Genomic DNA, 26,407 nt, shown 5'->3' with positions numbered 1-26,407 from the left:
CCTATGACCGGGCGCGCCAACTCGATCATCATCGTCGGCGGCGGCGCCAGTGGCGTCGTGCTGGCAGCGCATCTGCTGAAATCGTCCAATCCCGACCTGCGCATCACGCTGATCGAGAAGCGTCCGCATTTCGGCCAGGGCATCGCCTATTCGACGCTGCTGTCGGCGCATGTGCTGAATGTCAGCGCCGCCGGCATGAGCGCCTATGCCGACGATCCCGCCAATTTCTGGCGCTGGCTGCTGGAGCGCGGCCTGGCAAGTCAGGACCAGGCGCCGGTCTACGCGCCGCGCAGCGTCTATGCCCGCTATCTCGGGGAGCTGCTGGATGATCTCGAGACGCGCGAGCAGCAGACCGGGCGGCTTCGCCTGATCCGCGAGGAAAGCCTATCGATCACGCCCACGGCATCGGGCGTCGAAGTGGCGCTGGCCAACGGCACCAGCGTGGTTGCACACCTCGCCGTGCTGGCCACCGGCCATGACGAGGAGCCGGCGCAAGGCCATGCCGTCAGGATGGGCTCGGAAGCCGATACAGCACTTGATCCCGACAGAAGCGTCATGGTGCTCGGCACCGGTCTCAGCATGGTCGATGCGTTCCTGGCGCTGGAACAGCGCGGCCATCGCGGCGACATCATTGCTGTGTCCAGGCGTGGCCTGCTGCCCTCGCCGCATCGCAAGGGCAACCCGATCAAGCTCGACGTCGCCGACATCCCGCTCGGCACGCAGCTATCCTATTTCGTCGGCTGGTTCCGCGACCTGATCAAGGAAAACCAGAAGGCCGGCATCGACTGGCGCGACGTCGTCGACGGGCTGCGGCCATTCAACCAGAAGATCTGGCAGAACTGGCCGGCTTCCGCCAAGCGCCGCTTCGTCGAGCACACCAAGGCCTGGTGGGACATCCACCGTCATCGCATGGCGCCGGAGGTCTACGCTCGGGTGACCGAAGCCGTGCAATCCGGCCGCATCCGCCTGGTCGCAGGCCGCGTCGTCGACATCGCCAAGGGGGGCGAATTCACCATCCAGGTCCAGTCGCGCCACACACAGCGCCTCGAGACATTCGAGGTCGCCCGCATCTACGATTGCTCCGGCATCGTCAGGGACATCTCGACCTCATCGAACAGCGTGGTGCGTTCGCTGGTCGACCGCGGCCTGGCAAGGCCGGATCCGCTGCGCATCGGCCTCGACGTCTCAGCCAAATGCGAGATCATCGCCGGCGACGGCACCGTTTCAGCCAAGATCCTCGCCGTCGGCCCGCTGACACGCGGCACCTTCTTCGAGATCGACGCCATTCCCGATATCCGCGTGCAGTGTGCGAGGCTGAGCAAGCAGCTGCTGGGGTGAGTTGCTGTTGACGTCGGCGCTGTCCCGCTGCCCGGCCACGATTTGCGCGACAGCAGTAAACCCGGAATTTCATTCCTAATCTGGCCAGTTGATTGGCACGATCTATCTTCTTTCCGACTGCAAAGGGCTGGAAAAGAGGCTACGCTGCCGCTCTGCCTCGAGGCGGTCGCTTGATCATGGAGCATCGATATGAGCGAGCACGAGATCGCCGCACCCGACGCGTTGTCCCGCCTGCGTCCGCCCTACAAGTCGGTTCTCGACCTGATCGGCCAGACGCCGGTGGTCGAGCTGACCAAGTTCGACACCGGCAAGTGCCGGCTGTTCATTAAGCTCGAAAGCCAGAATCCCGGCGGCTCGATCAAGGACCGCATCGCGCTGTCGATGATCGCCGCGGCGGAGCGAGAGGGCAAGCTCAGGCGTGGCGGCACCATCGTCGAGGCGACCGCCGGCAACACCGGCCTCGGCCTCGCCCAGGTCGGCATCCCCAAGGGTTATCGCATCGTGCTGGTCGTGCCCGACAAGATGTCGCGCGAAAAAATCCAGCATCTGCGCGCGCTCGGCGCCGAGGTGCGCATGACGCGTTCCGATGTCGGCAAAGGCCATGCCGAATATTACCAGGACATGGCCGAGAAGATCGCGGCGGAAACGCCTGGCGCCTTCTATGCCAACCAGTTCGCCAATCCGGCCAATCCGCTGGCGCATGAGACCACCACCGGTCCGGAGATATTTTCGCAGCTCGACGGCGATGTCGACGCGGTGGTCGTCGGCGTCGGCTCCGGCGGCACGCTGACCGGCCTTGGCCGCTATTTCGCCAAGGTGTCGCCGAAGACCGAAATGGTGCTCGCCGATCCGGTCGGCTCGGTGCTGGCGCCGCTGATCAAGACCGGCAAGATGGAAGAGGCCGGCAGCTGGACCGTCGAAGGCATCGGCGAGGACTTCGTGCCGCCCAATGCCGACCTGTCGCTGGTGAAAAGAGCCTACGCCATCCCCGACAAGCAGAGCATGCTGGCCGTGCGCGACCTGCTGTCGAAGGAAGGCATTCTGGCCGGCTCGTCGTCGGGCACGCTGTTGTCCGCTGCCTTGCGCTATTGCCGCGAGCAGACGGTGCCCAAGCGCGTCGTCACCTTCGTCTGCGACAGCGGCAACAAATATCTGTCGAAAGTGTTCGACGATTTCTGGCTGGCCGAGCAGGGGCTGGCCGAGCAGGAGCAGCATGGCGACCTGCGCGACCTGGTGATGCGCTCGCATCGCACCGGCGACACCGTGTCCGTCGGCCCGGACGAAAGCCTGCTCAACGCCTATGGGCGGATGCGCCGCTCCGATGTTTCGCAGCTGCCGGTGCTCGACGACGGCAAGCTGATCGGCATCGTCGACGAAAGCGATATCCTGGCCAAGGTCGAAGGCCCGCATGACGGCCGCTGGGAGCGCTTCAACGGCCCGGTGCGCACAGCGATGACCTCCAACCTGCACACGCTGCAGGCCAGCCAGACGTTGGACGCGCTGCTGCCTGTCTTCGACCGCAACGAGGTCGCCATCATCTTCGATGGCGACGAGTTCGTCGGCCTGATAACCCGCATCGACCTGATCAACCATCTGAGGCGCGCACGATGACCAGCAAGACTTCACAGTCGGGCAAGAACCGCCTGGCCTTCTCGACGCGCACCATCCATGGCGGCCAGAGCCACGATCCGCTGACCGGTGCGGTGATGGTGCCGATCTACGCCACCTCGACCTATGCCCAGCAATCGCCCGGCGTGCACAAGGGCTTTGAATATGCCCGCAGCCAGAACCCGACACGCTTTGCCTTCGAGCGCGCCGTGGCCGATCTCGAAAGCGGTACCAATGCTTTCGCTTTCGCGTCCGGCCTGGCGTCGATCGCCACCGTTTTGGAACTGCTCGATTCCGGAGCCCATATCGTCGCCACCGACGACATCTATGGCGGCTCTTTCCGCCTGATGGAGCGGGTGCGCAAGCGCTCGGCCAATCTGCAGGTCAGCTTCGTCGACTTCACTGATCTCGCCGCCGTCGAGGCTGCGATCCGCCCCGAGACGAAAATGCTCTGGGTCGAGACGCCGACCAACCCGCTTTTGCGCATCGTCGACCTCAAAGGCGTCGCCGCGCTGGCCAAGCGCAAGGGCGTTCTCACGGTCGCCGACAACACCTTCTGCAGCCCTTACATCCAGCGGCCGCTGGAACTCGGCATCGACATCGTGGTGCATTCGACGACCAAATATCTCAACGGCCATTCCGACATGGTCGGCGGCGTCGCTGTGGTCGGCGACAACAAGGATCTGGCCGCCCAGCTGAAATTCCTGCAGAACGCCATCGGCGCCATATCAGGTCCGTTCGACAGCTTTCTGGCGCTGCGCGGCCTGAAGACGCTGGCGCTGCGCATGGAGCGCCATTCCGCCAATGGCCTCAAGATCGCCAAGTGGCTGGAAGGTCGGAAAGACGTCCGCCGCGTCATCTACCCAGGCCTCGCCAGCCACCCGCAGCACGACATCGCAAAGCGCCAGATGCATGCCTTCGGCGGCATGATCACGGCCGTGCTCGACCGCGACCTCGCCGGCACGAAAAAGTTCCTCGAACGCACGCAGCTGTTCACGCTGGCCGAAAGCCTCGTCGGGGTGGAAAGCCTGATCGAGCATCCGGCGCTGATGACGCATGGGTCGATTCCGGTCGAGAAGCGGGCGGAGATCGGCATTTCGGATTCGCTGGTGCGGCTGTCGGCGGGCATCGAGGATGGCGATGATCTGATCGCGGATCTGGATCAGGCGCTGGGGGGTTAGCGGGCGGAATCGCTCACGCCGAAGCGAGTCTCCAAAGCCTGCGCCGCCCCTCACCAGCCTGCCGGCATCCTCTCCCCGTAAACGGGGCGAGGGACGCTGTTGTCGCCGGTTTCGCCAATCACCGGCGCCAGCGGTTAGCCTCTTTCGCCCCGTTTACGGGGAGAAATGCCCGGCAGGGCAATGAGGGGCGGCGCCGACGTCTCATGATGAACTGACCAGCCAACGACCCAGTTGACCCCGAACCCCATCTGCCCGAAGTGTAGCGCCCCATGGCCACGCGCGAACCACCAAAGCCCACCGAAACGCCCCTCACCTTCGCGGTGCTGGTGTTCCCCGGCTTTCCGATGATGGCGTTCAGCTCCGTCATCGAGCCGCTGCGCGCCGCCAATGTCCTGGCCAAGCGGCAGTGCTATCGCTGGATCATCGTCGGCGGCACGAGGGGCGCGGTCGAGGCCTCGAACGGCGTCGTCATCCAGCCGGGCTTTTACGCCGAGGACGCACCGAAGGTCGATCGCATCGTCGTCTGCTCCGGCGGCGATGCCGACCACCTCGTCGCCGAGGACGCAGCACACTGGATCCGCAAGAGCCTGCGCAATGGCGCCCATATCGGCGCGGTGGCGGACGCCGCGTTCTTTCTCGCCCGCGCGGGCCTGCTCGACGGCCATGCCTGCACCTTGCACTGGACTAGCCAGGCCGCCTTCACCGAGGCTTTCCCCAACATCGAGCTCAGGCGCGACCTCTACGTCATCGACCGCAAGCGCTTCACCTCGGCCGGCGGCGTCGGCAGCCTCGACATGATGCTGGAGATCATCACCCGCGACTATGGCGCCGAACTTGCCGCCGGCGTCGCCGAATGGTTCGTGCACAGCCAGCTGCGCTCCAGCATCGACCGCAAGATGATGCCGCTGCGCCTGCGCACCGGCGTCCAGAACGAGCTGGTGCTGTCGGCCATCGCTATCATGGAGGATGCGGTGGAGGAGCGGCTCGGCATGGCCGAGCTGACCGCGAAGCTCGGCGTCTCCTCCGACAAGCTCGAACGCAGCTTCCGTTCCGAACTCGCCATTTCGCCCAATGGCTATTACCGGCGGCTCAGACTGAAACGCGCCGCAGATCTGCTGGCGCACTCGACGCTCGCCGTGCGCGACGTGGCGCTGGCCTGCGGCTTTGCCTCGATGTCGAGCTTTGCCCGCGCGTTTCGCGAGGAGCATGGCCACCCGCCGAAACTGGCGCGGAGGCATTAGGGCCGGCACTTGAGGGTAGACCCCCTCATCCGGCCGCTACGCGGCCACCTTCTCCCCGCTGGGGAGAAGAGGAAGGCGCCGGCGCTGCAAGTCTCCTCTCCCCTCGGGGAGAGGTCAGCCGAGCGAAGCGGAGGCTGGGTGAGGGGGCTGCCCCACACGTTGCAGGGCTCCAGCGGCATCCCGCACAACACCTGCGGTTTTCCGCACAATACCCGCGCCCCGCTTGCGCCATGCTCCGACCTCCCAACCCCACCCAAGGCCAGGCACCCATGAGCATCGTCGTATTCGACCCCGACAGCACCGAGGACGTCGACTTCAAGGACCGCATGCGCCACCCCGCCGCCGCCGATCCGGCCGGCGGCATGTGGCTGTCGGACACCGAGCCGTCCTTCATCGATGCGGATGCCTTGCGCAAAGGCCGGCTGGCAAAACTGCGCGGCTGGATGCGCGAGGCAGGCTATGGCGGCGTCGTGCTGTTCGACCCCTACAACCAGCGCTACGCCACCGGCTCGCGCAACATGTTCGGCTATTTCCTGCGCAACTCGACCCGCTATTTCTTCGTGCCCACCGAAGGGCCGATCGTGCTGTTCGAATATCCGCAGAGCTACCATGTCTCGATGGTGCTCGACACGATCGACGAGGCGCGTCCTTCCAAGCTCGTCTGGTCGTCGGTCTCCGGCCGCGACGACGAAACCGCCGGCCCCTTCGCCGACGAGATCGCGGAGCTCTTGAAGCAGCATGGCGGCGGCTCGATGAAGCTCGGCCTCGACCGCTGCAGCCATTTGCAGGCGCTGGCCCTGGAAAAGCGCGGCTGCGAGGTTCGCGATTGCCAGGGCGAAATCCTGGCGGTGCGCGCGGTCAAGACGCCGGAGGAAGTCAAATGCCTGCAGGTGTCGATGGCCGGTGCCGAGGCCGCGGTCTATGCGGTGCGCGAGGCAATCAAACCCGGCGTCTCCGAGAACGACCTGTTCGCCATCATGTATGGCGAGGTCATCCGCCAGGGCGGCGAGTTCATCGAGACCCGGCTGCTGACATCAGGCCAGCGCACCAACCCCTGGTTCAACGAAGCCAGCGGCCGCAAGATCCGGCCCGGTGAGCTGCTGGCGCTCGATACCGACACGATCGGCTGCTACGGCTATTATTCCGATTTCTCGCGCACCTTCCGCTGCGGGCCTGGCAAGCCGACGCCTTACCAGAAATCGCTCTACCGCATGGCGCACGACCAGGTTCAGCACAACATTTCCATCGTCAAACCCGGCATGGCCTTCCGCGAGATCGCCGAGAAGGCCTGGAAGATCCCCGACCGTTTCGTCGACCAGCGCTACACCTCCGTCATGCACGGCGTCGGCATGCATGGCGAGACGCCGTTCATCGCGCATGCCATGGACTACGAGACCTATGGCCGCGACGGCCATATCGTGCCAGGCATGGTGGTCAGCGTCGAAAGCTATATCGGCGAAAAGGGCGGCCGCGAGGGCGTCAAACTGGAGGACGAGATCCTGATCACCGACACCGGCACCGAACTCCTGTCGCGCTTTCCCTATGAGGACGAGTTTCTCGCGTGAAGGCTCCCATCGCCATCAAGCGCGGCACCGTGGCCGCGATCTTCATCGACCTGCAGGAAGAGCACCGGCAGGACCCGCGCTACCTCGTCGACGGCTTTGCCGAGATCCTCGCCAACGTCCAGCGCCTGCAGGCGGCGGCGCGCGCTAACCACGTGCCGCTCTACCACTGGGCCTACATCGTCGATCTCGACAAGCAGGACCGGCCCTTTCATCCGGTCGGTGAAGACGGCAAGTCGGCCTTCTCCGACAAGAGCGACCCGCTGACCGAGATCTGCCATGAGGTGGCGCCGATCAAGGGCGAGGCGCTGCTGATCAAGGCGGAGGCCAGCGCCTTCCGGTCGGGGCCGGCGGCCCGCGACATCAAATCGGCTGGCGTCGAATGGCTGGTCGTATCCGGCGTCTGGACCGAGGCCTGCATCGACGCGTCAGTGAAGGATGCGGTGGCGAAAGGCTTTCGCGTGCTCTTGGTCAAGGATGCCTGCGGCAGCGGCAGCGCGGCCATGCACCAGACCGGTATCCTCAACCTCGCCAATCGGCTCTATGGCGGCGCCGTCACCAACACTGACGGCGCCTGCCGTCTGCTGGCTGGTGAAACCGTCACCGCCTGGCAGGTCGAAGGCTCGGTGCCGCTGCGCTTCAGCTTCGACAACGCGGCCGCACTCTACGCCGATCTATGACTGCCGAAAGCATGACGCGGGGCAAATACGAAACCCGGCTCGATCCGGCCCTGTGGGCCTATATCGACGCCGTCAACGCCTGGTATCCGCCCGAAATCCTCGGCCTGCCGATCGACAAGCAGCGCGCCGTCTATGACCGGATGAGCCGTGCCTTCCACCAGGGCCGTCCGCCCGGCGTAAAGGCCAGCGACGGCCTGATCGCCGCCGCCGGCCGCGACATTCCGGTCCGGCGTTACCAGTTCGCCGGCAGGGCCGCGAGGGCCTTGGTGGTCTACTATCACGGCGGTGGCTTCATCCTCGGCGGGCTCGACAGCCATGACGACATCTGCGCCGAGCTCTGCGCCGCCACCGGTTTTGATGTGCTGTCCGTCGACTACCGCTTGGCGCCGGAGCATGTCCACCCCGCCGCCTTCGACGATGCGGTCATCGCCTTCGAATGGGCAGCCGCCGCCACCGATCTGCCGCTGGTGCTGTGCGGCGAAAGCGCCGGCGGCAATCTCGCCGCGGCCGTGGCGCAGGTGACGCGCCGCCATATCAGGGCCGCCATCGGCCAGGTGCTGATCTATCCCGGCCTCGGCGGCGACGAGAGCACCGGCTCCTATGTCGAGCACGCCGCTGCGCCGCTGCTGTCGGTGGCCGACATCGCCTTCTACCGCGACGTCCGCTCGGCCAAGCGCCAATCACTGGGCGATCCGACCTTCTCGCCTTTGCGCGACCGCGATTTCTCCGCCTTGCCACCGACGGTGATCATCACGGCCGAGTGCGACCCGCTGTCGTCGGACGGCGAGACCTATCGCGACCGCATTCTGGCCAGCGGCGGCAAGGCCTGGTGGCACGAGGAGCCGAGGCTGGTGCACAGTTTCCTGCGCGCCCGCACCACCGTGCCGGCGGCGGCGGAAGCGTTTGCGCGGATTATCGCCGCGGTCGCGGCGCTGGGTAAGGGTGATTGGCCGTATTGAACGTAGCGAAGGCCCCCTCATCCGGCCGCTTCGCGGCCACCTTCTCCCCGCTAGGGAGAAGAGGGAACCGCCGGCGCTGCAAGTCTCCTCTCCCCTCGGGGGTCCGAAGGACGGGAGAGACACGCGGCTCGCCCCGGAATGGTCAGCCGAGCGAAGCGGAGGCTGGGTGAGGGGGCTTCGTAGGGCGGTCCCCTCTCCGTCTCGACTTCGCCGAGCCACCTCTCCCCACTCTCGTGGGGCGAGGAACCCAAGCTGCCCCCCCCCTGCGGCCCACCGCACAATCCCTGCGGATTCCCGAACACTCCCCAGCGTCACCTGCCCTTATCATTCCCCCTCAGGCAATGGCGTCCCGGCGGTCGCGTCCGCCTCCGCGTCTGTCGATCGGCCGGGGCGCCCAACAACAGGGGAACGACGATGAAATTCATGCTGACCGACCGCAAACTGCACCCGCAAGCCAAACCCGTCGCCGATGATTTCAAGACCGGCGGCATCAACCGCCGCGAGTATCTGGCGCTGATGGCCGGGCTCGGCGTCAGTGCCGCCGGCGCACTGGCGCTGGGCGGGCTCGGCACCACCCCTGCCCGCGCGGCCGAGCCAAAAAAGGGCGGCGTCTTGCGCGTCGCCATGAACGTCAAGGGTTTCAAGGACCCGCGCACCTTCGACGGCGTCGAGATGTCCAACGTCGCCCGCCACTGCAACGAATATCTGGTGCGCTGGAACACCGACTTCTCCTTCGAGCCCTGGCTGCTCGAAAGCTGGGAGGCGAGCGACGACGCCAAGACCCTCACCCTGCATGTGCGCAAGGGCATTTCCTGGTCGAACGGCGATGCCTTCAACGCCGACGATGTCATCCACAACCTCACCCGCTGGTGCGATGCTTCCGTGCCCGGCAATTCGGTCGCCGCGCGCATGGGCGCGCTGGTCAATGCCGACACCAAGAAGGTCGTCGACGGCGGCATCGCCAAGGTCGACGACTTCACCATCAAGCTGAACCTGCCCAAACCCGACATTTCGCTGATCGCCGGCATGGCCGACTATCCGGCGCTGATCATGCACCGCTCCTATGAGGGCGACGGCGATCCGATGAAGGCGCTGGCCATCACCACCGGCCCCTGCGAGCTGGTCAGCTGGGATGCCGAGACCGGCGCCGAGGTGAAGCGCAAGGACAAGCCATGGTGGAAGGGCGAATTCCACCTCGACGGCATCAAATGGGTCGACTACGGCTCCGATCCCAACGCCATGCTGTCGGCCTTCGAATCCGGCGAGATCGATACCGACCACGAAACCGCCTCCGACGCCGTCTCGCAGACCGAACAGATGGGGCTGATGAATTCCGAGATCGCCACCGGCTCGACCATCGTTGCCCGCTTCAATGTCGGCAACGCGCCCTATGACGACGTCAAGGTGCGCCGCGCCGCCCAACTCGCCGTCGACAACTCCGCCGTGCTGACGCTCGGCCTCGGCGGCCGCGGCAAGCCCGCCGACAACCACCATGTCGGCCCCATGCACCCCGAATATGCCGATATCGGCCCGGCCAAGCGCGACGTGGAGCAGTCGAAGAAGCTGCTCACTGAGGCCGGCAAGGCCGACCATGAATTCGAGCTCATCTCCGTCGATGTCGAATGGCAAAAGAGCACCGGCGACGCCATCGGCGCGCAGATGCGCGAGGCCGGCCTCAAGATCAAGCGCACCGTGCTGCCGGCCGCCACCTTCTGGAACGACTGGAGCAAATACCCCTTCTCCTGCACCGAATGGCTCGGCCGCCCGCTCGGCGTCCAGGTGCTGGCGCTGGCGTATAAATCGGGCGCTGCCTGGAACGAAAGCGCCTACGCCAACCCGGAATTCGACACCCTGCTCGACAAGGCGCTGGCAACGCCCGACGCCAAGGCGCGCAAGGAGATCATGGGCAAGATCGAGCAGAATCTGCGCGACTCAGGCATCATCATCCAACCCTACTGGCGCTCGGTCTACCGGACGTATCGCAAGGGCGTCGAAGGCTGCGAACAGCACCAGGCGCTGGAGCAGCATTTTGAGAAGGTTTGGATCGAGAGCTGAGCCAGGCGCGGCTCTCCCTTCTCCCACAGGGGGAGAAGGGAAGGTGCGTCGGCGCCCCGGATCGACAGGGGCGGCGCGTGAGGCGTCGGCATCTGCCGCCCGCGCACATAGCCAAGCCCTATATTTCATGTACGGCGCAAAACGTGCGGCGCCCGGCGGTAGACCGCCGCCGCCACAGGGCGCATGGTTGCGCTGTCGCTGGCCACTGTATGGGCGCTGGTGCTTGAGAGTGTCAGCGTGCTCCCGCCCCCGTTGGGAGCAATGCAATGGAAGATCCCACGGGCCGGGTGCCCGCGCTTACCTTCCATGCGTTGCGAAGGGCATTCAAGACATCCATTGCCGAACGCCTCATCCCTGAGGCGCAATGGAGTCGGCACGCCAAGGCCCTGGTGCGCAAACTCACGCACAACGCGCATGTCGACAGCGGCCTCGTCGCCTGGATCATTCGCAAGTGAAGCAGAAATGGCCGACGCGAATGCCGGTGAGGCAGTTGCCTGAGCCCGCGTCGGCCACTGGCGACCTGATAGAGGACCGCCGCCCGGATTTTTTATGCTCCGATTGTGGCACGATCAACCGGGCTTGGTTGGTCTGTACGCATTCGTACCAACTCTACCGAAGCGGCCGAAGCAACAAAGCCCGCCCCGGCATAGTCCGAAGCGGGCTTCGTCAGGTCACAGTTTTCCGCAGTTCGACAGGCAAACCAACGCCGCCACCGCCGAAAGCTTTTCGCGCCTGTTGAGCGTCGGCTTTTGATAGGTCTTTTTCATGGATGTTTCCCCTAAGCCCCCAATGGCCGGCGCCCAAAGGCGCCTGTGCGCCGGCAATGTCAATGCGCGCGTCCTGACCAGCTCAGCGCGCGGGCCTGAGAAGCGTCCAGATCCAGCCGACGAAGGTCAGCACCAGGAACGGATAGCCGGCGGCGGGCAGCGGCGAGGAGGTCGGCAGCAAGGGCGCGCGCCAGAGGATCATGCAAGCCGAGACGACAAACAGCACGGCGGCCACGAGCGCGGTGAGCCGTATCCACAGGGCAAAAGTCTTCGGCGCGCTGACCATGACCAGCGCGGCCGCCCACAGCGAGATGCCGCCGACATAGGAGGGCACGCTGGCCTCCAGCCCGGCCGCATTGCCGGCCAGCAGCAGGGTCTCGCCGGCCAGGAAGGTCAGGAAGCCGGCAGCGATGCAGTCATTGCCCAGCCGCTGATATTTCATCGTCAGCAGCGCGGTCGCGACCACCAGCGCTACGCCGTCGATCGTCCAGAGCGTTTCGCGCAGCGGAGCGCTGCCCACGAAGGTGCCGGCAAGGCCGAAGGCGCCACCGATGGCGAGGCCGATCGCGGCGATGGTGTCCGATGTGGTGCGCATGCGGTGTCTCCCCCAAAGCCGTGAATAGAATACGCTAGGGCGGTGTATTCTTAAAGAGTGGTCCGCTATCCGGAGAGCAGCGAGATTAGGCGGTATGTATTTGATCGCGTCAGGCGCGCCGATGGCCTGCCCATTCAGCATAAAGAAGCCAAAGATCGCCACGCCGATGAACGGCTCAACGCTGGAAAGAGCTTGCCGGAGTAGCGGTTTAGCAGCTCAACGGAGGATGGCTGAAATCGCTTGCTAAAAAGGCCATGTTGGCCAGGTCTGAGGATATTTACCTACGCAACAAAACTGTTATTACCGGACATCAGGAGAGGAAGTACAAGAAGATTTCTGATAACGAGAATAATGACCCCTGCTTCATATGATGCCCTAGTCGAGCGCTTAAGCGACGGAATCCTTGCCTCCCGTCAGCCTGTGACGATGGTCCTTGGGTCTGCTATCAGCGCCCCCACAAGCTCGGGTGCCCCAGGCGTATTTAGTGCCGAAACGATCGTAGATTTCATTGAACGCGAGTACTTTCCGGGGCGGCACGACGAATTTCGGGAGCACATCAAGTCTAAGGCGAACGACTATATCGGCGCGTTCGACTTCCTAATTCCTCGTCGCGGTCAGAATGCGGCAAATGCTGTAGTCAGGGCAGCGGTGTGGAATTCCCGTCTTCCAAGCCAAATGCTAGAGTCCGGCTCCAGCTACCAGCCAGACGAACATACAGAGGATCAAGCCTTTTTGTCTTTCGAGGCTGATTGGGATTCTTGGTATCTGACGCCTGCCCTATCTGCGATCGGATCCTTGGCGAGCGTCTTTCCGGAAACATACGGACAAACGGTATTAACAACGAATTTCGATCCCCTTATTGAAATAGCGATACGTCGAAATCGCGGCCGTTGCTTTCGCAACGTTTTTCACCGTGACGGCAATATAGGACAGGCTTCCGGCGAGGGCACAAATATCGTCCACCTACACGGCCATTGGTGGGGATCAGATACGTTAAATACTCATATCCAGCTTACCCAGGATCGACCGAGGCTTAAAACATCGTTGAACAGCTTGATAAGAAAGGACGTCATACTGGTTTGTGGCTACGGCGGGTGGGACGACGTGTTGAACTCCGCTCTTGCTGACATCGTGAACGACGACAATGCGTATCCAGAGATTTTGTGGGCCCTTCACGGTTCGGATCCTTCGATGGTCGAAGACAAGCTGAAGCCGCTTGTCGATCGGGGTCGCGTGACTGTCTACGCTGGCGTGGATTGCAACAATCTCTTCCCTGACGTTCTCAGTCGCCTGCTGAAATTATCTCCAAGAAAAATTGTTGCACAAAGTGCTCCACCTAGCTTTGTACCACCTTTGCGCTTGCAACAGGAATACGACCAGCGTTTGCCTCAAGAAATGGAAATAAACAGAAATTTTGCACTTCTCGGCCCAAATGAAGACGATCGACCTCCAAATATCGACTTCTATGTTGGGCGACAGGCCCAGCTTGAGGAACTGGTCGGTGGCGATTATACGGTTGGATACGTCACCGGAATTGGGGGGCAGGGTAAGTCGGCCTTGGCTGCAGCGTTTTTTAACGATTGCGTCTCAACTGGTAGATTCGAACACTGTGTATGGCGTGACTGCAAGGAGGAGGCCGAGCGTTTTGAGGTTCAGATAGTAAGGATCACCGTCGCGCTTAGCGAAGGAGAACTCAAACCGGCCGACCTATCCCATCTTTCGATAGAAGAACTCTTTGATGTATTCCTTAGATATCTTTCGATGCAGAGAATCTTGTTCATCTTCGATAATGTCGACCATTATATGGAAATGGAGCAAGAGAAATTATCTGGTAGTCCAGCCGACTTTTTGAAGAAAATTGAGCGCGCAGGCGTCGGCTCTAAATTCCTTTTTACCTGTCGAGGAAATATCAGGGAAACCGGCGGTAGTACACTAAATATCCGTCTTTCCGGCTTGGATTTAGAATCAACGATCAAGTTATTTTCCAAGCGGCAAGCGCTTTCGACCAGAGAAGATATAGAGATTGCTCACGGGGTTACCAAAGGGCATGCACTCTGGCTTGACCTACTAGCTGCGCAGGCGGCGAAGCATCCAGAGAAGCCGTTGGAGCGGCTTCTAAACGCGCCGTCTGGAGACAGTGCCGGAATTCCCCTCGAAACTCTACAGTCTATATGGCAAGACCTAAAGGAAAGGGAAAGACTAGTACTTCGAACATTGGCAGAATGTGTTCGACCATCAACTGAGATCGAATTGGCAAGCTTCTTGCAGGAGCAGATGAACTTCAATAAGATTGGTAAGGCACTATACAATCTTCGCAGTCTCAATCTTATTGTCGTAAAATCTTCTGGCGGTTTCCGAGATTACATAGAGCTTCATCCCATTATCCGCGAATTCATTAAGCGTACATTTAGTCGGACAGAGAGAGCGACATTCATAGACGTGATAATTAGATACTATGAGCAGATATTTTCCGTTAGAGTTGGTAGGGGAAAACCAAAACTAACAATCGAAGAGCTCCAAAATTGGATTGAAGGGATAGAACTTCATATTTCTGCTGGAAAGCTTGAGCTAGCCTTTCAACTCATTGCAGAAGTGCATCGATCCGGGCTCTACGTCCTGAACTGCAGGGAATTTGTTCGTGTTTGTGCTACGCTATTTTCCGAGATAAGTTGGGACAAGTACGCCACGTACCCAGAGTTCGATGCGATTGCTAGCGCCTATAGTGATGTACTGTCCGACCTTGGGCGGATAGATGATGCGCGGCGCCTGCTTGCTCAGTATCGTGAGACAATTGTGGGTAAGACGGTACGCTACATCAACTATTGCGACATGCTTTGCTACCTAGAATGGGCGATAGGTGAGTATAAAGAGGCCATTAGATGGGGTGAAGAGGGTCAAGGATTAAAGTCAAAGTCAAATATCGATACCACGTACGATGCGGGGCACAATTTGGCATTGGCAAAACGGGACGGTGGTGAGGTTGACGCAGCGCTCGCCTATTTCCTAAAGGGAAGGTCTATAGAATCGGCGCTAGATCCCGAAGATTTAGATGAGACACTGCACGAGTCGTTTTATGGGAACGTTGGCAGGTGTTTGCAGCTAATGGGCCAGATAGATACGGCGTTGGTCTGCTATAGAAAGTCTGCGCTCCTTATTGAAAGGCATGAAACGGCGAGCTCGGTCAACAACCGAGGGTATGTACGTCAATGGATCGGAGAGGTTTTCGCTGCAAAGAACGCCGACGTGGACGCGGCAAAATTCCTAAAAGCGGCGTTGCGGATTTGGGCTATTATCTCTCCCGTTCGCGAATCCCGCCTCATGTCATTAGTTGCGTCCCGGCCCGAAATTGCCAAGAACGTTGCTGAACTCGATGAGTTATATGCAGAGCGATATTGCGTTGCATGGTTCTTCGGTAGGGAGACGGACGTCTAGCGACTGACTTAGTTTTTCTTCAATCCCCCATCTTCAGCGCCTGGATAAACGCCTCCTGCGGGATATCGACCTTGCCGAACTGCCGCATCCGCTTCTTGCCCTCTTTCTGCTTGTCCAGCAGCTTGCGTTTGCGCGAGACGTCGCCGCCGTAGCATTTGGCGGTGACATCCTTGCGCAGCGCCGAGATGGTTTCGCGGGCGATGACCTTGCCGCCGATGGCGGCCTGGATCGGGATCTTGAACAGATGGTTCGGGATCAGCTCCTTCAGCTTCTCGCACATCTGCCGGCCGCGCTTTTCCGCCGCCGTGCGGTGCACCAGCATGGAAAGCGCGTCGACCGGCTCCTCATTGACCAGGATCGACATCTTGACGAGGTCGCCTTCCCTGTAGTCGGTGAGGTGATAGTCGAAGGAGGCGTAGCCCTTGGAGATCGACTTCAGCCGGTCGTAGAAATCGAACACGACTTCGTTGAGCGGCAGATCGTAGATCAGCATGGCGCGCTTGCCGACATAGGACAGGTCGGCCTGGATGCCGCGCCGGTCCTGGCAGAGTTTCAGGATGCCGCCGAGATAGTCGTCCGGCGTCAGGATGGTGGCGCGGATCCACGGCTCCTCGATCGCCGAGATCTTCACCACGTCGGGCATGTCGGCCGGGTTGTGCAATTCCTTCATCGAGCCGTCGGTGAGCAGCAGCCGGTAGACGACGCTCGGTGCCGTGGCGATCAGGTCGAGGTTGAACTCGCGCTCCAGCCGCTCCTGGATGATTTCGAGATGCAGGAGCCCAAGGAAGCCGCAGCGATAGCCGAAGCCGAGCGCGGCACTGGTTTCCATTTCAAAAGAGAAGCTGGCGTCGTTGAGGCGCAGTTTGCCGACCGCGGCGCGCAGATCCTCGAAATCGGCGGCGTCGACCGGGAACAGGCCGCAGAACACCACCGGCTGCGCCGGCTTGAAGCCGGGCAGCGCCTTGGCCGTCGAGCGCTTGTCCTCGGTGATGGTGTCGCCGACGCGGGTGTCGGCCACTTCCTTGATCGAGCCGGTGAAGAAGCCGAACTCGCCGGGGCCGAGCTCGTCGACATTGATGCGGGCCGGGGTGAACACGCCGGTGCGCTCGACCAGGTGCTTGGCGCCGGTGCCCATCATGCGGATGGTCTGGCCCTTCTTCAAGACGCCGTCGATGACGCGCACCAGCACGATGACGCCGAGATAGGCGTCGTACCAGCTGTCGACCAGCATCGCCTTCAAGGGCGCCGAAGCATCGCCTTCGCGCGGCGGCGGCAATTGGTGGACGATGGCCTCCAGCACGTCGGGAATGCCAAGCCCGGTCTTGGCCGAGATCAGCACGGCGTTGGAGGCGTCGATGCCGATCACCTCCTCGACCTGCTCGCGGATGCGCTCGGGCTCGGCGGCCGGCAGGTCGACCTTGTTCAGCACCACGACGATCTCGTGGTTGTTGTCGATCGCCTGGTAGACATTGGCCAGCGTCTGCGCCTCGACGCCCTGGCTGGCGTCGACCACCAGCAGCGAACCCTCGCAGGCGGCGAGCGAGCGCGACACTTCATAGGCGAAGTCGACGTGTCCGGGCGTGTCGATCAGGTTGAGGATATAGTCCTCGCCATTGTTGGCGTGGTACTTCAGCCGCACCGTCTGCGCTTTGATAGTGATGCCGCGCTCGCGCTCGATGTCCATCGAGTCCAGCACCTGCTCCTTCATGTCGCGCAGCTCCAGCCCGCCGGTCAGCTGGATCAGCCTGTCGGCAAGCGTGGATTTGCCATGGTCGATATGGGCGACGATGGAGAAATTGCGGATGTGGTCGAGGGGCGTGCTCATGGCGCGCGTTTAGCAGGGGCGGCTTGCCCGAGCAAGCGGCGCAGGCTGCTGCCGGGACGGGCGCTGCGGGCGTTTGTCGGCTTTGTCAGGCGGTTTCGCGAAAAGTCGATAAATTTTAACCAAGTAAGTTAGAGCATAATTGGGGAGTGCCATGTTAGCCGGTAGTGATATTCCGTTGTAAGGATCAAGGCATGCGGGGGCTGGCAGGTAGGTTTATCGAGTCGAGAAGCGGTGCATTTGCGCCGATCCTCATCGTCATGATGATTCCGCTGATCACCGCGGTCGGCTTTTCGGTCGACTACACCTCGGCGGTCCAGACCAGGTCGACCGAGCAGGCGGCGCTCGATGCCGCGATCCTGTCGATCACCACGATGGATACGGCCTCGACGAAACCGCAGCGCCAGGTGGTGCTGCAGGCTTCCTACGTAGCCAATGGCGGACAGGGCGCCGCGACGCTGAACACCTTCGACGTCAGCGCCAACGGCACCGCCACCGCGCAGGCTTCGGCAAGTTTCGCCATGCCGACCGTTTTCATGCAGATCGCCAGGATCCCCACGGTGGCGGTCGGCGTTACGTCGGCGGTCAGCAAAACGCCGGCGCTGGTCCAGGCTACATTCAACGTCGATCACGTTTCAGGCTACTGGAACAAGACCATGACCGTGTACGGCCTTCCCTTCGGTTCGACCTCCGCGACCACACCGACGGCCATGATGAAGGTCGACTATGTCTACAAAGGGTATAGTTATTCCTATACGAGCGGGGGTAAGACTTATACCGCTGCCGACCCGAAAGGTTACGGTACGACAACTATTTCCACTGTGTCGGGAACAACCCAGACGCAGGTTCAGAGCCAAGTGTGCACGACAGTAGGATCAAAAACCGATTTCACTCCCACCGCGGGCGTTTACCGAAGCACCGCGGTAGCAAAAAGCGGAAATACGAGCGGCTCCACCATCTATTTCAAGACGACGTGCGCAACCACGAATACCGCCGGAAACAGCAGTGGCGCAACAATCGACGTGAGCACGATGGACCAGCTCTATCTGCAGATGAATGTGCCGTCCGGACCGGTCAACCCGCTCAAGTCGAACGATGCAAGCACGTCGAACCGGCTCTACTTGGGCGCCGGGTACGGCACCGCGGCACAAAAGACCCTGAACCCTTCCCTATACCTCCCCGTCGAGGTTGCCGGCAACGCGATCGTCGACATCTTCGCCGCTGTGCCCTGCGGCGAGACCAGCGACCAGGCATGGGAAGACGGCGGCAACAATCCTCCACTGCCAGACGTTACGAACGCCGACTTCTTCTACAGCGTGATGGGCAAGTGCGACTTCAACCGGCGCCCGTCCGACACGCTGCTGACGCAGTAGACGCTGCCGATCTCCCCACCTGCGGGGGAGATTGGCTGTCGCGACAGCCGGTGCCGCTCTCCAGCGCCGCAAAGCGACGAACCTTCATCACAAACCGGTGAGCGCTGTAACGAAGCAGCGGGCGGCGGCGAAGTGGGGACATGAGCGGTGCATTCGAAGCGCCGCCGCCCACGGAGCAAGCCGATGCCGTCATCCCGCAAGCCTATCGCATTGTCCAGCCTGGCCGCGCTCGCGCTGGCAGTGTCGCTCAGTGCGGCGGCCGCCCAGCCGCTCACCGTGGTCGAGCTGTTCACCAGCCAGGGCTGCTCGTCCTGCCCGCCGGCCAACGCCAATCTGATCAAGGTCAAGGACCAGCCCGGCGTGCTGGCGCTGTCGTTCAACGTCACCTACTGGGACTATCTCGGCTGGAAGGACACGTTCGGCCGCCAGGAATTCACCCAGCGCCAGGTCAGCTACGAGCCGCCGCTCGGCCATGACGGGCCGTTCACGCCGCAAGTGGTCGTCAACGGCCACGCCGATGTCGTCGGCGCCGCTCCCGGCGAGATCCAGAAGCTGATTTCGGCGAGTGGCCAGGCGAGCGGCCCGTCGCTGTCGCTCAACGATGGCAAGATCAGCATCGGCGCTGGCGCCGCGCCGGCCGGCCGGGCCGATGTCTGGCTGGTGCGCTACCTCAAAGGCGTCGTCGAGGTGCCGGTGGCGCGCGGCGAAAACACCGGCCGCACCCTGCCGCACGCCAATGTCGTGCATGCGCTGAAGAAACTCGGCAGTTGGACCGGCGCCGCCACGGCGCTGGATCTGCCGCCAGCTTCGGACGGCCTGAGCACCGCCGTGCTCGTGCAGTCGCCCGGCGGCGGGCCGATCCTGGCCGCCGCGACAAACTAGATCACGCTTCACAAGAGATTGCGCAAACGCCGCACCCGCGGCGCCGCATAGCACGGCCGCCAAGAGGGCGCGCCTTCCACGACCAACCGCCAAGGAGACCCACCATGACAACACTGTTTCGCCTGACGCTGCCGGCGCTCGCTCTCGCTCTGTGCTCGACGGCGCTGCTCGCCGGCGGCATTGCCCGTGCCGATGATGCGACCAACGCGATGAAGCCTGCCGCCGATGCCATGAAACCCGCTGCGGATGCGATGAAGCCGGCCGCGGACGCCATGAAGCCTGCAACGGATGCGATGAAGCCCGCCGACCCGATGGCCACCAATTCCATGAAGCCGGCCGCCAACGCCATGAAGCCGGCGGCTGACGCGATGAAACCGGCAACCGATGCCATGAAGCCGGCAAACTAGAGTTGACGCTGTTTCCGGCTTCGGTCCTCCCCCAGGTCCGAATCCGGGCGCACGTGAAAGTGAGGCCTCGGCCGCAACTCGCCCGTCGCATGATCGCATCTTATCCAATAGACTCCACATGATGGACGTCACAGGAGCTCAAGCCATGACCGACATTCAAAAACCACCCACCAGACAGTCGTCGAACCTCGTCCGCAGCGCGCTCGCCGCGCTTGCGCTTGCCGCCGCGGGCGCCGCCTTCTGGCTGACGCCGGCGGTTTCGGCCGAGGATGCGGTGAAGATCCCGCCGCCGGCTTTTGACGAAAAAGCTGCTGCCGGCAGTGAAAAGGCAATCTTCGCCGGCGGCTGCTTCTGGGGCGTGCAGGGCGTGTTCCAGCACGTCAAGGGCGTCAGCAAGGCCGTCTCCGGCTACACCGGCGGTAGCAAGGATGATGCCGTCTACGAGACGGTCGGCTCAGGCCGCACCGGACATGCCGAATCCGTCGAGATCACCTATGATCCGTCTGAGGTCACCTATGGCCAGCTGCTGCAGGTCTATTTCTCGGTCGCCCACAACCCCACCCAGCTGAATTTCCAGGGTCCCGACTCGGGCACGCAGTACCGCTCGACGATCTTTGCCGAAAACGAGGCGCAAAAGAAGATCGCGCAAAGCTACATCGCCCAGCTCGACCAGGCCAAGGTGTTCCCGGAGCCGATCGTCACCACGCTGGAAACTGGCAAGACCTTCTATCCGGCCGAGAATTATCATCAGGATTTCCTGACGCTGAACCCGACCTATCCCTACATCGTCTACAACGACCTGCCCAAGGTGGCGAACCTGAAGGCACTGTTCCCGGCGCTGTACAGCGAGAAGCCTGTGCTGGTGCTGTCGGCGAGCAACTGAGGTTGGCGGACGCGCGTAATCTCCCCCCCTCGAGGGGGGAGATCAGCTCGCGCCAACCCCCTCAATCATACGTCAAATCCGTCGCCTTCCCGCCAAACACCCGGTAGGCATAGAACGAATAGAAGATGATGACCGGCAGCACGACCACGGTGCCGGCCAGGATGATGGCCAGGCTCTCCGGTGCCGAGGCCGCTTGCCAGATGGTCAGGCGATCCGGCACCACGAACGGGTAGAACGACCAGGCCAGGCCGGCAAAGCCGAGCGCGAAGATGGCGGCCAGCGTCAGGAACGGCGTCAGCGAATGGCGGTCGTCGGGCTTCGGCAGATGGAAGGTTTGCCGCCACAGCCACAGGAACAATATTGCCGACAGGATCGGCAGCGGCGACAAATAGAGCATCGCCGGCCAGACGAACCACTTGTCGAAGATGCGCAGGCTGGCGAAGGGCGTCGCCAGCGACACCGCCGCCATGCCAAGCGCGGTCAGCACCAGCGCCGTGCGCAGCCAGCGCACCGCCTTCTTCTGCAAGTCGCCCTCGGTCTTGTAGATCACCCAGGCGGCGCCCATCGCCGCGTAAGCCGCGGCAAGGCAGAACGCCACCAGCACGCCAAACGCCATGCCGCCGAAGCCGACATCGAGGCCCAGTACATAGACGCCCAGCATATAGCCCTGTGCCAGCGAGGCGATGAGCGAACCCAGGAAGAAAATACGGTTCCAGCGGTGCTTGCGCTCGGTCGGCACCTTGGCGCGGAAATCGAAGGCGACGCCGCGCAGGATCAGCCCGATCAGCAGCACGAAGACCGGAATGTAGAGCGCGGTCAGGATAACGCCATGCGCCATCGGGAAGGCGACCAGCAGCAGGCCGACGGCCAGCACCAGCCAGGTTTCATTGGCGTCCCAGAACGGGCCGATGGCCGCGATCATCGTGTCCTGCTCGGCGTCTTCGGCGGCGGCGAACAGGATGCCAATGCCGAGATCGAAACCGTCGAGAATGACGTAGATCAGGATGGCCAGGCCCATCAGGCCGGCGAAGATCAGGGGAAGCGCGGTGGGCCAGTCGAAGCTCATTTTTCTTCTCCTATTCGCCTGCTGCCGGTTGCGACATGGCCGTCTTCATGACGCCCGGCAGCGGCGATGAATCGCCGTCCTTCGCCGCCTTCAGCGCCAGGTGCACCAGCACGCCGAGATAGGCGATCAGCAAAAGCGCGTAGAGAATGAGATAGATGGCCAGCGTCAGCGCGACATGGCTGCCGGCCACCGGGCCGACCGCGTCGGCGGTTTTCAGCACGCCGGTCACCAGCCAGGGCTGGCGGCCGATTTCCGTGGTGTACCAGCCGGCCAGCGTCGCCAGCCAGCCCGACAGCCCCATCGGCACCATCAGCAGAGCGAGCGGCTTCGGCAGGCTGTGGCGGCGCTTGAGGAAGAAGGCGGCCGACCACGAGACGATGAGCATCAATATGCCGGTGCCGACCATGATGCGGAAACCCCAGAACACCGGGAACACCGGCGGATGGTTGCCGGGATAGTCGTTCAGCCCCGGCACGACACCGCTGGTCGAGTGCCGCAGCACCAGGCTGGCCCCGTCGGGAATGGCGATCTCGAACCTGTTTTCCTTGGCCGCCTCGTCGGGCAGGGCGAAAAGAACCAGCGGCACGTTGGGGCCGGTGTTCCAGTTGGCCTCCATGGCGGCGATCTTCTGCGGCTGATGCTCCAGTGTGTTCAGCCCGTGCTGGTCGCCGGCAAAGATCTGGATCGGGATCAGGATCGCCGCGGTGAAGACGCCGGTGCGCAGCGCCTTCCACATCGATTCCGAGCGGTCGCCCTTGAGATAGCGCAGCGCTGACAGGCCAGCGATCAGGAATGACACCGTCAGGCCGGATGCCAGCAGCATGTGGGTAAGCCGGTAGGGCATCGACGGGTTGAAGACGATCGCCCACCAGTCGACGGCGTGTGCGACGCCATCACGGATCTCGAACCCGGCCGGCGTCTGCATCCAGGAATTGAGCGCGATGATCCAGAAGGCCGAGACGGTCGTGCCGCCCGCCACCAGCACCGTCGCTAGCGTGTGGATGCGGTTGGAGACACGGCGGAAGCCGAACAGCATGATGCCAAGGAACGCCGCTTCGAGGAAGAAGGCGGTGAGGATCTCGTAGGCCAGCAGCGGCCCGGCAATGTTGCCGACCTTTTCCATGTAGCCGGGCCAGTTGGTGCCGAACTGGAAACTCATGGTGACGCCGGTAACCACACCCATGGCGAAGGACAGTGCGAACACCTTCACCCAGGTGAAATACGCACGTATCCAGGCGGAATCGCCTGTCGCGTTGTAGCGCAGCTTGAAGAACAGCAGCACCCAGCCAAGCGCAATGGTGATCGTCGGGAACAATATATGGAACGAAATATTTGCGCCGAATTGCATGCGCGACAGGATGAGCGGGTCCATGGTGGGCTCCGGCTGCTTCGAATGCCTTGAAGAATAGGCCTGTCACGCCGCTCGGTCAAAGCGGCGTCCCGCCGCGAGGCGGAACGCCGCAGCGCCCTGCCAATATGACGCATGTGCAGCATGGCTTAGCCTATGCGCCGGTGTCCGGCAGGTCGCCAGACTCATCCCGGTCGCTGGGGCAGTTGTATCGGCCGCCAGCCACCAGGGTCGGCCGGCAACGATTGTCGAGAACTGTCAGCAGCGGCATTGACTTACGGTTGCATGCACCGACATTCGGCCTATATCAGGGGACCTCTTTCAAGCAGCCGTTTTCAACCATGCCCTCCATCCTGTCTATTTCCGGGGTCTCCAAGACCTACGCCACCGGCTTTACCGCGCTCAAGGAGGTCAATCTCGACATCCAGCGTGGCGAGATCTTTGCGCTGCTCGGCCCCAACGGCGCCGGCAAGACGACGCTGATCTCGATCGTCTGCGGCATCGTCAACCGCTCGTCGGGCACCGTCACCGTCGACGGCCACGACATCAACAAGGATTATCGTGCCGCGCGCAGCCTGATCGGCCTGGTGCCGCAGGAACTGACCATCGATGCCTTCGAGAGCGTCTGGGCGACGGTCAACTACAGCCGCGGCCTGTTCGGCAAGCCGGCCAACCCGGCTTTTGTCGAGAAGGTGCTGCGCGACTTGTCGCTGTGGGACAAGAAGGACGCCAAGGCGATCACCCTGTCGGGCGGCATGAAGCGCCGGCTGATGATCGCCAAGGCGCTGTCGCATGAGCCGCGCGTCCTGTTCCTCGACGAGCCGACCGCCGGCGTCGATGTCGAGCTGCGCCAGGACATGTGGGCGATGGTGCGCCGGCTGCGCGAGGATGGCGTCACCATCATCCTCACCACGCATTACATCGAGGAAGCCGAGGCGATGGCCGACCGCGTCGGCGTCATCAACCGCGGCGAGATCATCCTGGTCGAGAACAAGGTCGAACTGATGCGCAAGCTCGGCCGCAAGCGGCTGGTGCTGGAACTGCGCAATCCGCTGACGGCCATTCCCGAGGCGTTCTCGCGCTACGCGCTGGAACTGTCGCCGGATGGCGGGCAGCTGACCTACACTTATGACAACCAGGCCGAGCGGCCGGGCGTCGCCTCGCTCATCCGCGATCTCGAGGCCGGCGGCATCCAGTTCCGCGACATCGACACGCAAAACAGCTCGCTCGAGGAGATCTTCGTCAATCTGGTGAGGAGAGAGCCATGAACCTCCGCGCGGTATGGGCGATCTACCGGATGGAAATGGCGCGTGCCTTCCGCACCGTGCTGCAGAGCATCGTCTCGCCGGTCATCTCGACATCGCTGTATTTCGTCGTCTTCGGCTCGGCCATCGGCTCGCGCATCACCGAGATCGACGGCATCAGCTACGGCGCCTTCATTGTGCCCGGCCTGATCATGCTGTCGCTCTTGACGCAGTCGATCTCCAACGCCTCCTTTGCCATCTACTTTCCGAAATTCGTCGGCTCGATCTACGAACTTTTGTCGGCTCCGGTCTCCTATCTGGAGATCGTCATCGCCTATGTCGGCGGTGCGGCGACCAAGTCCATCATCCTCGGCCTGATCATCCTGGCGACAGCCTCGCTGTTCGTGCCGCTGACCATCCTGCACCCGTTCTGGATGCTTACCTTCCTGGTGCTGACGGCGGTGACCTTCAGCCTGTTCGGCTTCATCATCGGCATCTGGGCGAAGAGCTTCGAGCAGCTGCAGCTGGTGCCGCTCTTGATCATCACGCCGCTGACCTTCCTCGGCGGCAGCTTCTATTCTATCAACATGCTGCCTGGGATCTGGCGCACGGTGACGCTGTTCAACCCGGTCGTCTATTTGATCAGCGGCTTCCGCTGGAGCTTTTACGGCAAGTCCGACGTCTCGGTTGGCGTCAGCCTTGGCATGACCGTCGTCTTCCTGCTGGTCTGCATAACCATCGTCGCCTGGATTTTCAGGACCGGTTATCGGCTCAGGAACTGAGCGGTCCAAAGTCGTCATCCTGGGGTCTGCGCCGCGTCGCTTCGCTCCTTGCCACGCCCCAGGATGACGAAGGGAAAAGGCTTCGCCCAAGCCCTGAATATCGATAGACCTAGATTGCCTTGACCAGCCGCAGCAGCCCTAACATCTCCACATACGTCCCCTTGCGGAAGGCGATGTAGACCGGCTCTTCGACACCATGGAAGCGGCGCTTGAACGCCGCCTGGCCCTGCAGGTTGAACCTGCGCCGGTTGACCCATGGCGAGCCGTAGGCGCGCTGGAAGATGTTGCGCCAGAAATCGCTTTCGTCAAAGCCGCTCGGGCCGATGTCGACGAGCGGCGACAGGCCGAGCGTGACCACCGAGATGCCTTGCTCGCGAAAACGGTCGACGGCGAATTTGGTCAGGCCGACCTCGGCATGCGGCGAGGCATCGATGTGCTTGCGCTTGAAGGCGGTGGTGTAGCCGATGACCTTGCCGTCGGCAAACAGCGGATCGAAGTCAAGCAAAGCGACCAGTTCGCCGTCGGGGCCATGCAGCACGAAACGGCGCATGTCGCTACCGAGATGGTCGGCGAACGGGCGGTTGAGAAAGCCCATCTCCCAGCGCTTGACGATGCGGTCGCCGCGCCAGTTTTGGGAAAGCCGGGCGATCTCGTCGAGGTGGATCGTTCGCCTGTCCTCTTCGAACGAAAAGCCCTTCTTCAGCAGCCAGCGCTCGGAGTAGCGCACGGTTTCGTTGCGCTTTCCGGAAAAATCATGCTCGGGCAGGGTGAGGCGGGTGTCGATGCCGAAACGATTGACCTTGTAGCCGAGCCCGGCCAGCACCCGTGCGGTCTCTTCGCCGATCTGCACGAACCACGGGCTGCCGGCGGCCTCGACGAAGCGTCTGATATAGTCGGGTCGATGCGCCGGAGCCGCCACGGGGTCGCCGAGCGCGAAATGATGCTTCATCTTGGTGCCGAAGGCGATGTAGCCGTCGGCGTCGCCGAAATAGGAAAGCTTGTTCTGCACGGCGCTGGAGTAGGCGAGCGAGAAGTCGCCGTGGCGGCGTACAAGCGCCAGCCGTTCGACATGGGTCAGCGCCTCCCGCTCGACCTTGGGCGCGGCGCCCTCAAGGATGCTGTCGACATAGATCCGCAAGGAGGGCATGGTCGAGATTCCGCGTGCCGCCTACAACGCCGCGC

21 protein-coding genes are annotated in these 26,407 nt (G+C 62.5%); 16 read left to right on the top strand and 5 right to left on the bottom strand.

The window, feature by feature from the left end:
- The first annotated feature begins 3 nt into the window (after positions 1–3).
- From C8D77_RS13610 to C8D77_RS13570, 9 genes are all read left to right on the top strand, one after another.
- Positions 4–1,338, top strand: a complete 1,335-nt coding sequence (locus C8D77_RS13610) for an FAD/NAD(P)-binding protein (protein ID WP_109663531.1) — start codon at positions 4–6, stop codon at positions 1,336–1,338.
- A gap of 189 nt (positions 1,339–1,527) precedes the next feature.
- The gene (locus C8D77_RS13605) at positions 1,528–2,949 is read left to right on the top strand and encodes a pyridoxal-phosphate dependent enzyme (RefSeq protein WP_109663529.1); all 1,422 of its coding nucleotides are present in this window, start codon (positions 1,528–1,530) and stop codon (positions 2,947–2,949) included.
- Positions 2,946–4,127, top strand: a complete 1,182-nt coding sequence (locus C8D77_RS13600; protein ID WP_109663526.1) for a trans-sulfuration enzyme family protein — start codon at positions 2,946–2,948, stop codon at positions 4,125–4,127. Before C8D77_RS13605 ends, C8D77_RS13600 begins: the two co-directional genes overlap by 4 nt.
- 269 nt (positions 4,128–4,396) lie before the next feature.
- A complete protein-coding gene (locus C8D77_RS13595; protein WP_109663524.1) occupies positions 4,397–5,368 on the top strand; it encodes a GlxA family transcriptional regulator in 972 nt (323 codons plus the stop codon).
- A gap of 269 nt (positions 5,369–5,637) precedes the next feature.
- On the top strand, positions 5,638–6,933 hold the full coding sequence (locus C8D77_RS13590) for a M24 family metallopeptidase (protein ID WP_109663522.1): 1,296 nt from the start codon (positions 5,638–5,640) through the stop codon (positions 6,931–6,933).
- Complete coding sequence (locus tag C8D77_RS13585) at positions 6,930–7,610, top strand: isochorismatase family protein (protein WP_109663520.1); 681 nt, start codon at positions 6,930–6,932, stop codon at positions 7,608–7,610. The genes C8D77_RS13590 and C8D77_RS13585 overlap by 4 nt, the downstream gene beginning before the upstream one ends.
- 11 nt (positions 7,611–7,621) lie before the next feature.
- Positions 7,622–8,569, top strand: a complete 948-nt coding sequence (locus tag C8D77_RS13580; protein ID WP_109665300.1) for an alpha/beta hydrolase — start codon at positions 7,622–7,624, stop codon at positions 8,567–8,569.
- Positions 8,570–8,983: 414 nt separating this feature from the next.
- Positions 8,984–10,624, top strand: coding sequence for an ABC transporter substrate-binding protein (locus C8D77_RS13575; protein ID WP_109663517.1), 1,641 nt, complete (start codon positions 8,984–8,986; stop codon positions 10,622–10,624).
- Positions 10,625–10,890: 266 nt separating this feature from the next.
- Positions 10,891–11,079: a hypothetical protein gene (locus C8D77_RS13570; protein ID WP_109663515.1), complete on the top strand. Its 189-nt coding sequence runs from the start codon at positions 10,891–10,893 to the stop codon at positions 11,077–11,079.
- A gap of 394 nt (positions 11,080–11,473) precedes the next feature.
- Here C8D77_RS13570 and C8D77_RS37605 read toward each other — a convergent pair whose 3' ends face one another.
- Positions 11,474–11,986: a hypothetical protein gene (locus C8D77_RS37605; protein ID WP_170136742.1), complete on the bottom strand. Its 513-nt coding sequence runs from the start codon at positions 11,984–11,986 to the stop codon at positions 11,474–11,476.
- 351 nt (positions 11,987–12,337) lie between these two features.
- Here C8D77_RS37605 and C8D77_RS13555 point away from each other — a divergent pair, with 351 nt between their 5' ends.
- The gene (locus C8D77_RS13555) at positions 12,338–15,418 is read left to right on the top strand and encodes an SIR2 family protein (RefSeq protein WP_109663513.1); all 3,081 of its coding nucleotides are present in this window, start codon (positions 12,338–12,340) and stop codon (positions 15,416–15,418) included.
- A gap of 19 nt (positions 15,419–15,437) precedes the next feature.
- Here C8D77_RS13555 and lepA read toward each other — a convergent pair whose 3' ends face one another.
- Positions 15,438–17,243, bottom strand: a complete 1,806-nt coding sequence (gene lepA / locus C8D77_RS13550; protein WP_109663510.1) for a translation elongation factor 4 — start codon at positions 17,241–17,243, stop codon at positions 15,438–15,440.
- A gap of 191 nt (positions 17,244–17,434) precedes the next feature.
- On the opposite strand from lepA, the gene C8D77_RS13545 reads away from it, so the two are divergent.
- The 4 genes from C8D77_RS13545 (at position 17,435) to msrA (ending at position 20,785) form a co-directional block, all read left to right on the top strand.
- The gene (locus C8D77_RS13545) at positions 17,435–18,613 is read left to right on the top strand and encodes a TadE/TadG family type IV pilus assembly protein (protein ID WP_109663508.1); all 1,179 of its coding nucleotides are present in this window, start codon (positions 17,435–17,437) and stop codon (positions 18,611–18,613) included.
- Between the two features lie 183 nt (positions 18,614–18,796).
- The gene (locus tag C8D77_RS13540) at positions 18,797–19,495 is read left to right on the top strand and encodes a DUF1223 domain-containing protein (protein ID WP_109663506.1); all 699 of its coding nucleotides are present in this window, start codon (positions 18,797–18,799) and stop codon (positions 19,493–19,495) included.
- A gap of 104 nt (positions 19,496–19,599) precedes the next feature.
- Positions 19,600–19,902 carry a hypothetical protein gene (locus C8D77_RS13535; RefSeq protein WP_109663504.1) on the top strand — a complete coding sequence of 101 codons (303 nt, stop codon included), beginning with the start codon at positions 19,600–19,602 and terminating at the stop codon, positions 19,900–19,902.
- A 145-nt stretch (positions 19,903–20,047) separates the two neighbouring features.
- Positions 20,048–20,785 carry a peptide-methionine (S)-S-oxide reductase MsrA gene (gene msrA, locus C8D77_RS13530; protein ID WP_109663502.1) on the top strand — a complete coding sequence of 246 codons (738 nt, stop codon included), beginning with the start codon at positions 20,048–20,050 and terminating at the stop codon, positions 20,783–20,785.
- 61 nt (positions 20,786–20,846) lie between these two features.
- Here msrA and C8D77_RS13525 read toward each other — a convergent pair whose 3' ends face one another.
- Entirely contained in the window at positions 20,847–21,851 is a 1,005-nt protein-coding gene (locus tag C8D77_RS13525) for a cytochrome d ubiquinol oxidase subunit II (RefSeq protein ID WP_109663499.1), read from the bottom strand.
- A gap of 10 nt (positions 21,852–21,861) precedes the next feature.
- Positions 21,862–23,223, bottom strand: a complete 1,362-nt coding sequence (locus C8D77_RS13520; protein WP_109663497.1) for a cytochrome ubiquinol oxidase subunit I — start codon at positions 23,221–23,223, stop codon at positions 21,862–21,864.
- Positions 23,224–23,540: 317 nt separating this feature from the next.
- On the opposite strand from C8D77_RS13520, the gene C8D77_RS13515 reads away from it, so the two are divergent.
- Together C8D77_RS13515 and C8D77_RS13510 are read left to right on the top strand one after the other, a co-directional pair.
- The gene (locus tag C8D77_RS13515) at positions 23,541–24,467 is read left to right on the top strand and encodes an ABC transporter ATP-binding protein (protein WP_109663494.1); all 927 of its coding nucleotides are present in this window, start codon (positions 23,541–23,543) and stop codon (positions 24,465–24,467) included.
- Positions 24,464–25,225, top strand: coding sequence for an ABC transporter permease (locus tag C8D77_RS13510; RefSeq protein ID WP_109663491.1), 762 nt, complete (start codon positions 24,464–24,466; stop codon positions 25,223–25,225). Before C8D77_RS13515 ends, C8D77_RS13510 begins: the two co-directional genes overlap by 4 nt.
- Before the next feature lie 109 nt (positions 25,226–25,334).
- On the opposite strand, the gene C8D77_RS13505 is transcribed toward C8D77_RS13510, so the two are convergent.
- Entirely contained in the window at positions 25,335–26,372 is a 1,038-nt protein-coding gene (locus tag C8D77_RS13505; RefSeq protein WP_109663489.1) for a phosphatidylglycerol lysyltransferase domain-containing protein, read from the bottom strand.
- Positions 26,373–26,407: the final 35 nt, after the last annotated feature.

It is taken from the genome of Mesorhizobium loti, assembly GCF_003148495.1.
Taxonomy (GTDB): domain Bacteria; phylum Pseudomonadota; class Alphaproteobacteria; order Rhizobiales; family Rhizobiaceae; genus Mesorhizobium; species Mesorhizobium loti.
The sequence above is the reverse complement of the archived record's forward strand: the minus strand, read 5'-3'. Positions and strand labels throughout refer to the sequence as shown.

Bases quoted from the DNA above. Each gene is read 5' to 3' on its own strand.
- C8D77_RS13510 (WP_109663491.1), top strand. From the start codon at position 24,464: ATGAACCTCCGCGCGGTATGGGCGATCTACCGGATGGAAATGGCGCGT.
- C8D77_RS13605 (WP_109663529.1), top strand. From the start codon at position 1,528: ATGAGCGAGCACGAGATCGCCGCACCCGACGCGTTGTCCCGCCTGCGT.
- msrA (WP_109663502.1), top strand. From the start codon at position 20,048: ATGACCGACATTCAAAAACCACCCACCAGACAGTCGTCGAACCTCGTC.
- C8D77_RS13610 (WP_109663531.1), top strand. From the start codon at position 4: ATGACCGGGCGCGCCAACTCGATCATCATCGTCGGCGGCGGCGCCAGT.
- C8D77_RS13555 (WP_109663513.1), top strand. From the start codon at position 12,338: ATGACCCCTGCTTCATATGATGCCCTAGTCGAGCGCTTAAGCGACGGA.
- C8D77_RS13600 (WP_109663526.1), top strand. From the start codon at position 2,946: ATGACCAGCAAGACTTCACAGTCGGGCAAGAACCGCCTGGCCTTCTCG.
- C8D77_RS13595 (WP_109663524.1), top strand. From the start codon at position 4,397: ATGGCCACGCGCGAACCACCAAAGCCCACCGAAACGCCCCTCACCTTC.
- C8D77_RS13515 (WP_109663494.1), top strand. From the start codon at position 23,541: ATGCCCTCCATCCTGTCTATTTCCGGGGTCTCCAAGACCTACGCCACC.
- C8D77_RS13540 (WP_109663506.1), top strand. From the start codon at position 18,797: ATGCCGTCATCCCGCAAGCCTATCGCATTGTCCAGCCTGGCCGCGCTC.
- C8D77_RS13505 (WP_109663489.1), bottom strand. From the start codon at position 26,372: ATGCCCTCCTTGCGGATCTATGTCGACAGCATCCTTGAGGGCGCCGCG.
- C8D77_RS37605 (WP_170136742.1), bottom strand. From the start codon at position 11,986: ATGCGCACCACATCGGACACCATCGCCGCGATCGGCCTCGCCATCGGT.
- C8D77_RS13570 (WP_109663515.1), top strand. From the start codon at position 10,891: ATGGAAGATCCCACGGGCCGGGTGCCCGCGCTTACCTTCCATGCGTTG.
- C8D77_RS13590 (WP_109663522.1), top strand. From the start codon at position 5,638: ATGAGCATCGTCGTATTCGACCCCGACAGCACCGAGGACGTCGACTTC.
- C8D77_RS13575 (WP_109663517.1), top strand. From the start codon at position 8,984: ATGAAATTCATGCTGACCGACCGCAAACTGCACCCGCAAGCCAAACCC.
- lepA (WP_109663510.1), bottom strand. From the start codon at position 17,243: ATGAGCACGCCCCTCGACCACATCCGCAATTTCTCCATCGTCGCCCAT.
- C8D77_RS13535 (WP_109663504.1), top strand. From the start codon at position 19,600: ATGACAACACTGTTTCGCCTGACGCTGCCGGCGCTCGCTCTCGCTCTG.
- C8D77_RS13580 (WP_109665300.1), top strand. From the start codon at position 7,622: ATGACGCGGGGCAAATACGAAACCCGGCTCGATCCGGCCCTGTGGGCC.
- C8D77_RS13545 (WP_109663508.1), top strand. From the start codon at position 17,435: ATGCGGGGGCTGGCAGGTAGGTTTATCGAGTCGAGAAGCGGTGCATTT.
- C8D77_RS13520 (WP_109663497.1), bottom strand. From the start codon at position 23,223: ATGGACCCGCTCATCCTGTCGCGCATGCAATTCGGCGCAAATATTTCG.
- C8D77_RS13525 (WP_109663499.1), bottom strand. From the start codon at position 21,851: ATGAGCTTCGACTGGCCCACCGCGCTTCCCCTGATCTTCGCCGGCCTG.